Origin of the sequence: Pseudomonas sp. Z5-35 (assembly GCF_051131945.1) — a bacterium.
Taxonomy (GTDB): Bacteria; Pseudomonadota; Gammaproteobacteria; order Pseudomonadales; family Pseudomonadaceae; genus Aquipseudomonas; species Aquipseudomonas marvdashtae.
Map to the genome: position 1 here is coordinate 3,013,115 of NZ_CP071640.1, position 14,459 is coordinate 3,027,573.

At 63.7% G+C, this 14,459-nt stretch carries 3 protein-coding genes; all 3 read right to left on the bottom strand.

Annotated elements, in window-relative coordinates:
* Nucleotides 1-251: 251 nt before the first annotated feature.
* Nucleotides 252-12,743, bottom strand: a complete 12,492-nt coding sequence (locus J3P95_RS13785) for a filamentous haemagglutinin family protein (protein ID WP_434557385.1) — start codon at nucleotides 12,741-12,743, stop codon at nucleotides 252-254.
* A 202-nt stretch (nucleotides 12,744-12,945) separates the two neighbouring features.
* On the bottom strand, nucleotides 12,946-14,178 hold the full coding sequence (locus tag J3P95_RS13790; protein ID WP_434557386.1) for a substrate-binding domain-containing protein: 1,233 nt from the start codon (nucleotides 14,176-14,178) through the stop codon (nucleotides 12,946-12,948).
* A gap of 13 nt (nucleotides 14,179-14,191) precedes the next feature.
* Nucleotides 14,192-14,425 (bottom strand): hypothetical protein, encoded by a 234-nt coding sequence (locus J3P95_RS13795; protein ID WP_434580933.1) that lies wholly within the window; start codon nucleotides 14,423-14,425, stop codon nucleotides 14,192-14,194.
* Nucleotides 14,426-14,459 lie beyond the last annotated feature (34 nt).

The following is a 14,459-nucleotide window of genomic DNA, read 5'->3' on the forward strand; positions in this document are numbered from 1 at the left end:
ACCCCAACGCCCCTGTCACACCTGGCATCCAGCGCGAAATAGCGCCAGAAAAAGTTGTCCGGCTTCCCTGCAAAAGGCCTTTTCGTCCACAGCGATCCTGCGCCGTTGCCGTTTCACACAACCTTGACCCCGGCCACCTGCCACTACCGAACTTTTGTCATCGAATCTTCATGAACGGTTACCGACAGCGACCGAGCACCCATGAAAAAGGGCGACAGTTGCCTGTCGCCCTCAAGCTTTGTTGACGGTTGTTAGAGCGTCAGGTTGCGTTGTTCCTCCGGGGTCAACTGATTACGCGCCTGGTCGTCCAACCGTCCGGCGCCCAATACCCGCACGCTGTTGTTCGGTTCATGATCCGGTGCCCGGCTGGCGCCTTCCTGTGACGGTGCCAGGCGCTCGTTGCCAAAACCCAGGACCTGCACGCTGAACACCGACGGCATGCGGTTGCGCGAGGCGGCCTGTTGCTCGCGAGCCACGCCTTCCGCCGCGTCACTGGCCGACGCCGCGGCGGAACTGGCGTTGGTCAGCGCGCCGGTGTTGACCACTGCGCTGACCGGCACGCCGTTGGACTTGCCTTGCACCTGGATGTTGGCCGCGTTCACCACGTGCAAGGCGGCGATGTTGATATTGCCCGAGACCCGGATACCCGCCTCTCCCGCGTCGATGGTGCCGAGCGGCGCGAGCAGGTCGATATCGCCCGGTGCGACCTCCGCAATAGGGTTGAGCGTGGCGATACCGGCGCCAGTGCTCGGCACCGACGGCGACAGGGTGACGTTGCCCCAATTGTCGTAGACACGCTTGGGCGGTGTGTACACCAGGGTGGTTTTCGAACCGCGACCGGCGTTGATATCCCCTGTCGCGGACCAGGCGAGGATGTCGCCGCCAAAGGTGGTCATGATCCGGCTTTGTCCCAGCAACACGCTGCCGTTGCTGAACAACTGGATGTCGCCAACCCCTTGGGTGATGACCCCGGCACTGGACGGTGGCGCTTCGCCTTCGATACCAAAAACCTGCTGCCCGCCAGGCGTCAGCATCTGGATATCGCCACCAAAGTTGGTGTGCACCCCGGCGCCGCCGAACATCGTGATATCGCCCTGGTAAGCCAGCGGGTTGCCGGCCACGTCGTGGGTCGGGAACAGCGCGGCGATGGCGTTGCGACCGCGCAGGTAGCTACCGGAACGAGGACTGCTGGCGTTGTTGTACTCGCGACCACCGGCACGCAGTTCGGCGAAGTACACCTCGCGAGCAAACACCCGCTGCTGCTCGGCCGGCAACGCGGCGAAATAAGCCTGCGCCTGATCGGCCTCACCGCTGAAGCCATACCGCGACGCCAGCCAGGCCGCCAACTCGACCTCATAGGTTTTCGCCACCTTGCCCGGCTGTTGAGCCAGGCCGACACCAGTGTCCGCCAGGTTGGCCGGATCCAGGTATTGGCGCACGAAGCCCAAGTAATCCGGCCCGGCAGCGCCCACGCCGGCTTGCATCACGATGCTTGCGCCGGGGCGGTTGTCACCGGACTTCACCGGACCGAGGCTGGTCACCGCGGCCTGGTCTTCCATCAGGATATTGCGTCCGGCGTTGATCTCCAGCGTACCGGGGCCGGCGACATTGAAAGTGCTGTAGAGAATGTCCCGGCCGGCGGAGACAACGGAGATGTCGGTGGGGTCGTCGTGGACGAACAGGTTGCCGGTGCTGGTGGGCGAGCTTTCAAACTGCGTCAGTGAAGTGCCCGCAATGTCACCACTGTTAACGATATCCCGCCCCGCCATAATCCATGCGGGACTGGCGCCCTCGTACCACGTCTCGCCAGCCCTTGGGCCGGAACTGAAGGCAATCATTTCGCCCGTGCGCAAACCCACGATATCGCCAGTGACCGCATAGAAGCGCACTGGCTGATTGGCTCCTCGATAATTTCCGTCTGCACCGGTACCGCCAAACGCGAACAAGCCCATTCCGATACTCCTTGCACTCGCCCCTTCCAGATCGCCATGCAGCCCGCCCGATTTGTCCTTGTAATAGAACGCAGGATTGTCTGGGGTCGTCAGGCTGCTTGCCGGAGCACGGGTGGGTGATATTGCGTAGCCTCCCGCATAAATCGAATCCCCAGCGAGAAACTCCAGCTGCGCCTGGTTTCCAGGCGCCAGGATCAAGGAATAGGGGGTCACAAAGCCCCCTACCCCACGTGATGAGGGCCCGTAATACAGGCTGCCTGAGGGCGCGGCTACCCGCAAAATCGACGGATAGACGAAACGCCCGTCGGTTTGCGAATAGTCCATGCCGCTACGAGGCGTGGCGGTATTGACGCCAGCCGAAAGCTCTGCGCCTTGGGTCGAAGGCGTAAGGTGCCCTCCGGCGGCAAACAGATCGATAGCGGTATGGTCGGTCCACAGGCTGAACCAGGAATATCCGGGGCCTTTGATCCCACCGCCAAGATCCACCGATTGGGCGGCTCGTGTAGGCGCACGGCCCGGGTCCACCGCGGCGCCTAGCACGAGATTGCCTCGGGTATTCAGACTGGCGGTGGCGTCACCGGGTACCAGCAGCACTCCACCGGTCGCGCTAGCCATCGTTGCGTCATACGGGTTGTAGGCACGTATCTCTCGGGGATCCTGCGAACTCTTATTCGGACCGCTGATCAGTTCCATGCCGCCAAACGAACCGGCACTGGCCCTTAGCGAACCTCGCAGGTTCGTAAAGCTGCCATTCAGGTCATGGCGCGAATCTACCGGCTGGCCAGCATAGTCGAGAAACGCCCTTGCCTCCAATGAAGGGTTGAGGGCCCCGCCGATAGCCAGCAATAGGTCACCTCCACCGGTCAACTTCAATTGACCGTCTACCATGCGCCCGGTCGAGCCGACCGCCAAGACGATCCCCTGGCTGCGACTGGCGCTCTGCTCACCTCGCTCTCCACGGGGGGCCAACATACCCGCGTCGCCTGCGACTCGCACATCCACGTTGCCGCCACCCAAGGTGCCGATACCGGTAAAACCGTTCAATACCGGATCGGTGCCATGGGGCACATAAGTGCCGAAGTTAATCCACCAGGCGGTAGGCGTACCGTCACCATCGCCCTGGCGCCACAACCAATTCCCAACCCCCGAGCTCTCCATCTGCGGTGCATCTTCTGTCACGAGCGTACTTTGTTTTCTGCCGACGATGTCACCGGCCAAATCGCCGCCCACCGACAGCAGCAGGTTACCGCCATGGTCTGGATACCATGCGCGATATCGGCTGTCTGCGCCGCCATCCACCAAGCGCTCATAAGGGCTGTCACCGTTCCCCAGAATCGAGTCAGTCGGCAGGCCGGTTTTATTCAGCGAGACGCCTCGCGCAAGGTTGTAGCCCGCCGAGTCAGCCAGACTCAAGGACGACGTGCCCGCGGTATAAATGCCAAACAGCGATTGCATGCTGAAATCACCCGCGCTGATCAGGTCCAGATCGCCGGTACCGGTACGAAGAACACTGAAGCTGCTGGTGCCCACCACGTAGGTGTAAACGCTCCCACCGATGCATAACCCGGGCGCTTGCGAACAGAATTCGTCCTCGGACATGCCATACAGGTCCGCCAGTTCCGCCACCGGCCGCCCGACATAAGTCAGGTCACCGAAATAGTCGAGCGAGGCTTGCTCGGTCAGCGTCCGCCCCGCAGCGACACAGAGCCCTGCCCCCTGCCCGCAGAACTCGTCGACGCTTATGCCGTAGAGGTCAGCCAACTCGGCGACAGGCCGCCCGGAGTAGCTCAAGTCACCGTAATAGTCGAGCGAGGCTTGATCGGTCAACACCAAGCCACCCGCCTTCGCCAGCATCCCATAGTGAGTGTCGGCCACCGTGAAGCGTCCATGCTCGGCATAAGGATTGGCCAGGCGGGTATCAGCGGCCTGCAAATCGGCGCCAGCCACGGCACGCAACGACCAGGACTGCGAGCCCTCGGCCAACATCGGGGCTACCGCCCAGTTACGGCCCTTGCCATCGCCGCCGCGCAGATTGATTTTTTCCACGCCTGCGGCCAGCTTCACGTCGGTACCCGCGGGTATCAGCGCGCCCAAAGGCAAGAGCAGTGCGCCCGCCTGAACCACGGTGCTAGGGCTGTTCACTGTCACCGAACTTGCCGGACGGCTGGGCAGGGCCACACCTTTTGGCCAGACCAACCCGGTCAAAGTGGTATCGCCGATCAACACCGAACCACCTCCAAGGACCATCCCTTGAGCCACGGTCAGATCGGCCGTCAGGCGTGTACCGGCGGCATAGGCCACACGGCCATCGCTATAACGGATATCTGCCGCCAACACCGTGCCGGCAGGCAGTGAAATCGCTTCGGCCAACTCGCCGTCCACGGGCAGGCGGGTACCCGCAGCCAGGGTAACGGCTTGCAGCGGCAGGTCGTAGTTGAGGGTCGCGCCGGACAGGAACGTGGTGCCGTCCTGCAATTCAATGCCCGCTCGCGGCACGATCAAATCACCGTTGAACATCACCTTGCCGGGCGTCAGCACCCAGCCATCGTCATCCGGCGTTGCCGGCGGAGGCGCAAAACCGTCGTTGATGCTGCCATATACGCTAAGGTCGCCACCAGCGCGCAGCACCAGGCTGCCGACTTCGCCGGAACCGTACACGCCAGTCTTTGGCGTCAGTGGGTTGAGGCTGGCGTAGCGGTAACCGGAGAGGTCCAGGTCGCCCTGCACCACCAGATCGCCGTCGGCGGTGGCACTGACGATTTCGACGCCGGGGCGCAGATGGAAAGCGTTGCGATAGGCGGCATTGTTGAGGCCCGCCAGCTTGCCGTAGCGTAAGGCATTGTTGTTCAAGACATTGTCGATAAAGTCGCGGTTGTCGTCATGGATACCGTTGAGGTAATCCTGATTGATGACTTGGTACGGCCGGCCACTGGCCGCCGGGTCGGTGCCGTAGGCGGCATCGTCGTAGCGTTGCACGCCATTGAGCGCGATCAGCTTGGCGCCCTGGATGTTCAGGTTGCCGCTGGCGTCGATGGCGATGTCGCCGGCCGTGGCGCCGCCCAGGCGTGGCGCATTCAGCTCCAGGGTGCCACGGGCCTTGCCGTCGTGGCCGACCGTAGCGGCGGTGCCATGGCGCAAATCGATGCGCGCGCCACCGGCCAGCGTCAGCAGGCCATCTCCGGAACTGAGCTCAACCATGGCGCGGTTCGGCGAATCGATGATCTGGCCGTAGCTGTCGACCCGCAGCACGCGGCCATGGGCATCGAGCACGGCGTTGCCGCCAAGGGTCAAGCCTTGCTTGCCGGCCAGGCGGATGGAACCCACGCGCTCGCCGCTGGCGTCCACGGTGCCATTGACGGTGAGTTTGCCGCCGTCCACCGACACGTTGACCACGCCGGCCTTGAGGCCATCGCCGATCACCAGGTCACCCTGCTTGAGCTGGAAGCTGCGCCCGCCGAATACCTGGCCCTGGTTCAGGCGCTGGTTGAGGGCGGCAAACTCATCGCTCAGGCTGCCATCGCCCAGGCGTTGGGCGCGAATGTCCACGTTGCCGGCCTTGTAGGGCACGGCGGTGCCGCCCGCATCGTAGTAACCGCTGCTGCTGCCCAGCACGCTGCCCGCCAGGTCGACCTTGCCGGCGGCCGCCGCCAGTGCGGTGGCCTTGAGGGTGCCGGCCTGGTTGTTCACGGCGGAGAGATCGATCACCGAGCCGGCGGCCTGGCGGATATTGCCGTTGCGGCTTTCGAGGATCAGGTCACCGCCCCAACTATACTTGCTGACATCGTTGAAGGTGATTTTGCGTCCGGCCAGGTCGAGGCGCGCGGCATCGGTGAGGGTCAATTCATCCTCGGCGCTGAGGGTCAGCTTGCCGCTGGGTAGCACCACGGTGCCTTCGACCCGCACATTCTTGCCGTTCAACGCCAGCTCGGCGCCCAAGCTATCGGCGCCGGCCACCGGCAGGCGACTGCCCGCCGGAGCGCTGACACGGATATTGCCGCCCGCGGTGATCCGGTTGACCGACCCGGCCTCGCCGGTCATCAACGGCGTGAGGATGTTCAAGTTGCCGCCGCTGTACTGGAAGCCCTTGCCCGTGATGTATTCACCCTGACGCTGATAAACCAGCAGGCCACCCTTATGGTTGGCGGTGATGCGTTCGCTGGCGTTGAGATCGACGTTGGCAAATCCCAGTGCCAGTCGGTCATAGGCCTTGACCACCTTGGGCTCGGTGGTCGGGGCATAGCCAAAACCGATGCGTTCGGCGTCGATTTGCAGGTTGCCCGCGCCGGTACCGGCACTGTCGCGCACGATGCTGGCGGCCTCGTTTTGCGCACCGTTCCAGATCAGCTCGCGGGTGCGGATTCGTGCGGTTTCACCCGCCTCGCCCTTGCCGTAGATGGCGGGCGTGGTGAGCACCAACTCCTTGAGCCGTGATTTGCCGGTCGCCGCGTCAAAGGTATCGAGGCTGGCGTTGCCATAGAAATTCAGCGAATCGCGAGCGCCCAGCACCAGGGTTTCGAGCGCCGGCGCGCCGGCGCTGGTATCGCCGAGCAACAGGCGGTCAAGCACCTGCTGGTTGAGCGTCAGGCCATTGGGCAACAGATTGCGCGACGCCAGGTCAGCCAGGGTGTCGGCATTGCCGACGTTGATGCCGCCGACCGCCAGTGTCAGGTTACGGGTGCCAAAGCGCACGGCATCCGTCAGCTCGAAGCGATTGTCCGTGGCTGAGGCGATGGTGCCCTCGGAATACAGGCGGGTGGTGCCCGTGCAGACGCCATCGCATACACCGATGCGGATACTGCCGGGGGCACTATCTGGCTCCTGCGGGTTAGGCGCTGAAGGCGCCAGCATGTTCAGGTAGCCATTGGACACGGCCAGCACGCTGTTGCGACCGGGGCTATAGATATAGCCATCGTGCGAGTCACGGGCCACGGCGCCCATGCCCAGGGTATTGATCGACGCGCCTTGCTCCACGGTGATCCCGCCCTTCGGACTCGACGTCACCAGGAATACTTCAGGCGCCCGCAAGGTCGCGCCGCTGCGCAAGGTGATGTTTTGGGTCTTGGCGACGGAGCCATTGCCATTTCCGAACTCAAGGAAGTTACCGCCCTGGCCATAGCGGGCCAAGGCATAACCGCCGATGAACAGGCTGCTGGCGCCGATGGCATTCACCGCATCGTCGGTCAGGGTTACACCGTTCAATCCGGCGTTGGCTACCTGTCCAGCCTTGATGATTTCCAGGTCCCCGGCCCTGACCAACGTGAGTGAGGTGGTGCTGCCGCGACCCTCTTTGGCTGCTTTGCTCAGCAGTTTGCCGGCAAAACTGAAGCTCGGTTGGTCACTCTGGTTGCGCTCGAACGTGACGTTGAACGCCTTGGCATCCCGGGGCAGCAGGACGGCGGGCACGCCCAGGCGCGCGGCATCCGCCAGGGCGAACTGACTGAAGCTGGTCTCGTTGTACTGCGAATAGCGGCGCAGCGTATCGGCCGCGGTGACGATCACCTGGCTCGCCAGACTGTCGCGTACGCCGGTGCCGGCAATGCCGAGGGTACCGGCCGTTGCCCAGGAGCCGTTACGCATGGCCTGGGTCGGCACCACCCCGCCCTGCCCGGCCAGGCCGTTGACCTCGATGCGAAACGCACCCGGCAGCAGCGCGTAGGTCGAGGGCAGCAAGGTATAGGTGCCGGCCGGCAAGCCGGGGACGCCGGCACCGAGGGTAATCTGTTGGCCGGCCAAGGGGGCGACGGCGCCGGCTTCACCGCCCACGGGCGCATAGCCGGTCTGTACGCCAGGAACGATGGCGTAGACCGGGTTGCTGCTCAGTGCCGGTAACAGGAAACCGTCCGGGCCGAACTGCACCAAGGGGTTGAAGCGCGCGTCAGTGGAGCCGCCACGCCCCGAGATGAAACCGGCGCCGGTCAATTCACCGCCGCCGGACACATCAACCACGGCTCCCGCCGCGACGTCCATGGTCTCGCCCACCAGATCGATCTTGCCTGGCACGCCATTCAGGGCTGGCCGCAGCAGGCTCTTGTCGAGCGTCACGCCATCGAACACGTAGGATTTGCCATCCGCTGTTCCGCCATAGGGCATGACGAGCCCCGCGCCGCTGACGGAGGTCAGGCTGCCTGGCAAAAGGTTCACGTCACTGCCGGGACGCGACGCCGTTTCCAGCACCGTCTGGCCGATGATCAGGTTGCCCAAGGGCGCCCGCAGAATGCCGCCCTGATTGATGACATCCGCTTCGAGTCGCAACTCGCCGAACGCGGAGTAAGGCACCGAAGGGATCGCCGAGCCATTGCGGCCTATGTCTATTCGCTTGGCAGTCAGTGTCCCTTGCACACCGGTGCCGGGGTAGATCTGCGCGGCGGTGAGGCCCAGGACGCCAGGGGTTCGGAGTAACATTTTATGATCGGTCTGGCTGCTTGCCATCCGAATGTCACCCTGACTGTTGAGCTGCAGATCTGCAAAGCCGCGACGGTCGACCTGTCGAATTTCACCTTGGGACATCGTCAGGGTTCCGCTGCCACCGATTCTCACCGCGTCGCGAATATCAAGGAGCCCGGTCGCTGTCAGCTGCAATTTTCCCGCAGCAGGTTGTGCCGAAGGCGCCAGCCCTATGCCGGTGCTGCTGTTGTCCGCCCCGGCGGTCGTACTATCTTGCGCGCCGGCCAAGCGCACATAGTGGCCGCGCAGTTTGACCACCGAGTCCGCCGCCGCTGTCTCCGCCATGCCGTACGCACCCGCGTAGAGCTGAAGCGCATTGGCCATCGTCAGGTTGACATTGCCATCGAAGGTCAGCAGACCGGTACTGAAGAGGGACAACGTATCAAATCCGCCGGCCTCGACCTGATCCACCGCAAGCCGTGCATAGCCGTGTTCCAACAGGGCGGCGCCCTGTTCGGGAGCGCTACCGACGGCCATGCCCGTCGCGGAACGGTGTTGCTCGATCACCAGTTCGCGGGTCTTGCGCTGGTTGTCCGGCAATTCCGAGCTGTTCAAATAAACCGTCGCCCCTAGCCCGACCGACAAGCTTCCGCCCGCCGCGCCGGCGCCGCCGGCGGCGGCCTTGAACTGACCGTCCAGGTAAAGCCCACTGGTCGAGCCAAAACTGATGTCGCCGCCATGGCTGGCAACCACAAGGCGTTGCCCCGCGTCATCCAGCACCGCCTGGGCACCCGAAGCGTCGAGCAACGCGCCTTCGCGCACCACGATGAATTTACCGATACCGCCACCGTCGCCCGTCGCATGGTCAATCTCACCACCGATGACGATACTTCCGCCGTTACGCACGAAACCGTATGGGTTGCCCCTGGCACCCGTGGCGGTGGCGGCGCGAGCGGCTACGTCCAGGACCGCGTTCTCGCCGATCCAGATCGACTTGAAGTTGTCACTGGGCGGTATGACCGCCGCTTGCGGCCCAGGCGCGGAGCCGACCGTGATCGAACCGCCCCAGGCATTCAATGTGCCGTCCACGGTGATTTGGCCGATCCCACTCAAGCGGATCGCCTGCCCGGGATCGACGTTCAGCACGGCCGACTTGCCCACCAGCAGGTCCGCGGTGGCAACGTTCCCTGGGCGGGTATTCTGGCTGCCGGCTTGCAGCGACAGGCCGGCGCCCTGGCGTTGGGTCAGCACGCCCTTGGCGGCATCTTCGAGGTACAGCGGCGGCGTCCAGGTTTCCAGCGCGCTGCCAGGCGCACCACCGGTGGCGAGCCCAGCGGCGGCCGGGCCTTGGCGATACACCGGCAACGTGACGTCGACTCGGGTGCCCTCGGCAACCTCCAGGCCATCGTTGCCAATGATGTCGTAGGCGGAAAAGCCTTTCTTGAAGAAACCGCCATCGAGCAACAAAGTGCCCGCCGCCGAGGTCGCGGTGTCGCTGATCAGCACTTTACCGGCATGAAATTGCAAGGTGCCGCCGCCCTTTACACCCTGGCCACGCAACTCACCGCCCAGGCTCAATTCCCCAGTGACGGTGCTCAGGCTGACATCGCCGCCCTTGCCGCCCTGCAACTTGCCCGAATTGAGCAAGGCCGCGCCGGAAGAAACATCCAGCACACTGCCGGCGCCCAGCACGAGGGCGCCGCCGGTCTTCAGGGCAATGCTGCCACCGTTCTGGTAGGGCAAGGCGCTGATGTCGGCAGGGTCCAGTTGCAGATTGCTCCACAGTCCACTGGCGTCCAGGCGCACCCCTTTGCCCACGGTGATCGAGGAAGCGCCGGCCACCGGCATCGAGCCATCGACCTGAACGAAATCCCTGCCCACCTGAATGACGCCGCCGTGGGCGGTGATGTCAGCATTCACGGCCACTTTCGGGCCAAACAGACTGATGGTGCCGGCCGGGGCTACCTGCAACGCCCCCTCGACATTGATGCCTTCGCTGGCGGCTACTTTGATCGCACCCAGCTTGAAGCCGCTGAGCTGGTTGCTGTCCAGGTACAACCTCCCCTGGCGATCCGTCGGCAAGGCACTGCCGAGGTCGATGCCATTGGCAACGCCTGCGGCGCCTTTGCCGATGACGACGTTTTTTAGCGTATCGGCCGTGGCGCCAAGGGCATATTCCACGGTGCCGCTTTCCTTCACGTAGAACGGCACGTACGCGCCGACCACCAGTTGCCCACCCCGGGCCACGGCTTTTTGCGACTGCTGGTAGCCATCCAGGCCGGCCTGGGCGGCGCGGGTCTGGCGATCACCCTGGAAGGTGTCGCTGGCGAGTGTGCCTTCGAGCACCGCATTTCGTGTACCAATCACCAGCGTGCCGGCGTCGCGGCCAATGGTGTAGCCCGCTTCTTGGCGCGAGCGCGGGGCGATCAGGGGATTGTAGTAATAGTTCGTTTGCCCCCAGCGCTGGGTATGGTCTTCGTAGCCTTTGTAGAGGCCGGTATAGAGCCTGTCGCCGGGCGCACTGTTGAGTTCATACAAGCGGCCATCGGCGCCTCTGAGCCAGGTTTGCTTGATCGTGCCGCTTTGCACGTCCAGCGTGCCGCCGGACATATTGATCTGCGAGCCAGCCTGAGTGACCAAGTCATTACCGGTAAAACTCACGGTACCGCCCTGGGCCATCCATTCGGCGGCGCTATGGCCCTGGGTGCCGAGGTAGCCGCTGACTTCCAGCAAGCCACCGGCGGTGTACCAGCGATCGGTGGCGTAGCCGTTGGTGCCGGCCGGCACGAACACCAGCTCGCGGGTATCCACCCACACATCGTTGTTATTCAACGCACCTTCATCACGGTTGCCGGCGGCATCACGCTGCTCGTTGCCCTGGATGTTGACCTTGATGCTGTTCGCTTCCATCGCCACCTTGACCCCGGTGGCGCCGGACACATCGATCACCGCGCCGTCGCGCACCAGGCTGCGGGTGCCGGCATTCACCGCGACCTGGCCGCCGGTGGCGAGGGTGATCGAGCCTTTCTGGAAGTCGACGCTGCCGGCGCTGTCGATCCGCACCAGCGACAGGTCGCGGCGGTAGGTGTCGGCGGGGATCACCTTGCCGTCCTGGCTGACGACTGGTTTCAACAAGCTGTCGCGCTGACTGTCCAGGGCCGTGGCGCTGGCATCCAACAGGATCGCCGTGGTGCTGCCTTCGCCCAGGGTCACGTTGGCCTCGCTACCGCGCGCGGTCAGATGCAGCGTGCCACGGGTGTCCGCCGAGGTGCTGGCGACGGCCACGCCGTTTTGCCGCACCTGGTTGCCGGTCAGGGTCACGTCGCCGCTGGCCGCCATTAGCAGCCCCGTGTTGCTCACCTGCCCGGCGCCCGTGCCGCCTAGTTGATGGGCGATGACCTCATTGCCGCGGGTGGTTGAAGTCGAGTTGCCGTCGCTGGCGAAGCCCTTTTTGATCGTGAAGCTGTCACCGGCCGCCAGCACGGTTTGTCCGCGCTGGGTACTGATGGTGCCGGCATTGTCGACGGTCTTGCCCAGCAACAACACATAGCCGCCACCGGCGGTCGATTTGCTTGGGGCGGCCGTGGAAATCTGCGCGCCCTTTTCCACCCGAATCGCGCCTTGGGCGTTGGTGAAACTTGCGGCGCTGGCGTTGTAGAGGCCACCGGTCTTGAATTGCTCGTCGCTGAAATCCGTGGCGGCCGCCACCAGGTTACGCACGTTGACCTGGCTGCTGCCGCTGAACACTACACCGTTGCTGTTGAGGATCATCACCGTGCCGTCGGCCTTGATCTGGCCCTGGATCTGGCTCGGCGCGGTGCTGTTGTTGACTTTATTCAACGCCGCCCAACTGGCGTCCTGTTGAAACGCCAGGGTGGTGTCACGGCCGATATTGAACGTGTCCCAGTTGAGGATTGCCTTGTCGGCGGTCTGCTTGACGGTCACCACGACCTTGCCATTGGCATCGGTCTGTACCGGGCCATTGGCGTTGACGAACAGCGGCTTGCCGTCCGGACCAATCACCGCGTTCAGGCCATTGCCACCCAAACCGTTATGGATGGTTTGCGGTGCGCCAAAGGTCGCCGCACGCCCAGCCGCCTGGGCAGCCTGGCTGGCCGCAATCGCCGCCACCGTGCTGTTCATGTTCGCCAGCGAACGGCCCAACTGCTGCTGCACCCGTTGCTGCTGCGCCAGCGGTGGAGGCGTTCCAGGGCGCGGCGCGCTGGGGCTGGCCGGGCCCGCCGGAGCCGCGCCCTTGGCCGCGAACCAGGCCGAACTGAAACTGGTCGCTGCGTACGCGGGGTTGGCCAGCAGTAACAAGGCAATGGCCTGGGCCAAGGGCTTGAGGCACAGCACAGCGGTGGATTCAGCATTACGGCGAGTGGCTTTCTGTGGGCGGCGACGCATCACTACGGATCCTTTTTACGCAGGGCGAATTCGGTAGCGCCCTCTGGACGAGGCGCGCAAATGACTAATCCCAAGGCAGGTTGACGCCATCGCGACCGAACTTTTGTCATGCAATGTTCATCTGCCGGGCGGTTGTCTGAAACGAAAAACCGGCAACAGCGCGAGGCTGTTGCCGGTTCATGAAGCGGACCCTGATCAGGGCTTATTGCGGACGACCAATGCCGTTGCAAGCAGTGGTGTTACCCACCGACAGCGAGTTGGTGGCGGTCCAGAAGGTGCTGCGAATGGCCGTTTTCCAAGTGTCGGTGATTGGAATCAGCTTGGCGGCGATGATTTCATCGTCGTTGTTGTTGGCATCGGACAGGGTGTAGTGGCGACCGATGAAGTCACGTACGGCTGAGGTGTCGGTGCTGTCTTTGTAGCACTGGTTGAACACCATGAAGGTGTAGCCAACGATGCTGTAGCCCGTCGTCGGGTTAGGCAGGACCTTGGCCCAGTTTTCCGGCAGGCCGCGATCAGCAGCGGCTGGCGGAGCGATGGTGCTCAGGGCGGTCGTCACGTTGCCGACGGTGGGCAGGTTGCCGTTGACGCGAGCGACCACGGCGTTGCTGCTGGCGTTGACGTCTTCCGGACCGACGTAGCCGATGGCGCCTTCGGTGGAAAGCACGGTGCTGGCCATCGCAGTGCTGCCGGACACGGCAGTGGCGTTTGCCGGAACGGTGCCGACGGCTGTGGTGAAGGTGCCGTTGGTGGTGAACCTGGTCGGGCACTGGCTGTTCAAGTGACGGGTGAAGATCTCGCTGGTGCCGCTGCTGCCGGCGCGGTAGTAGACCTTGATCGGGGTGGTTGGATAAGCGCTGTTGACCTGGTTCCAAGTGGTGACAGTACCCGAGAAAATGTTGCACAACTGGGCGCTGGTCAGGTTCAGGTTGTTGACGGCGGTGCCGTTGGCCAACGTGAGTTTGTATGGAACGGTGACCGAAGTGGCTTCGGCAGGAATCTGGATGATCGGACCCCAGTTGGCGGCGTTGCCGGTCGGCACGGCGGGCGACTGGTGAGCGGCGCGATAGGTGGTCAGTTCAGCGCTGGACAGGATCGAGTCGCTACCGGCGTAGTCAACGCTCACGGCCGGAACGTAGACCTTTTCCAGGGCGGTGGCCGAGTTGCCGTCCAGGTTCCAGACCAGCACGTCGGAGTTGTTGGTCAGGAAAGCGGACTTGCCGCCGCCGCTGCCCACGCCCACGTAGTTGGCGAAGGCCGGTTGTGGCGCAGGGCCGTTGAGGATGCCGACGGGAGCCGCGACGCCACCGGTTGGAGGCACGCCGTACAGGTTCTGCGGCAGAGTGGCACCGCCACCGACGACAGCGGCCATGGCCTGGGCGGAGCAAAGGCCGGCGACGGCCATGGAAACAGCAAGAACGTTGCGCTTGAACATGAAGAATCTCCTTTCATCGTGTCTGGACGTTGGTAGTTCGCTTGTGCTTCTCATCGCGACCGCTGCCCCGAGCAGATTTCCAGCGCTCTTTAAAAGGGGTGGCCACGGCGTAGAAGCTCTCAACTTCCGGTGACAGAGAAAGGAAAAAATCTCGGGTGTTCGGTGCTGTTTTTCCTAAATATTCTCGGGAGTTACCGACACCTTCCTGACATTTCGCCCAGCTTTCGCGGCAGGAGCGAAACGCCATGGCATGCCCTCCCCCGTGGGCCGTAGCTTGGCGC

Bases quoted from the DNA above. Each gene is read 5' to 3' on its own strand.
- J3P95_RS13795 (WP_434580933.1), bottom strand. From the start codon at position 14,425: ATGGCGTTTCGCTCCTGCCGCGAAAGCTGGGCGAAATGTCAGGAAGGT.
- J3P95_RS13790 (WP_434557386.1), bottom strand. From the start codon at position 14,178: ATGTTCAAGCGCAACGTTCTTGCTGTTTCCATGGCCGTCGCCGGCCTT.
- J3P95_RS13785 (WP_434557385.1), bottom strand. From the start codon at position 12,743: ATGCGTCGCCGCCCACAGAAAGCCACTCGCCGTAATGCTGAATCCACC.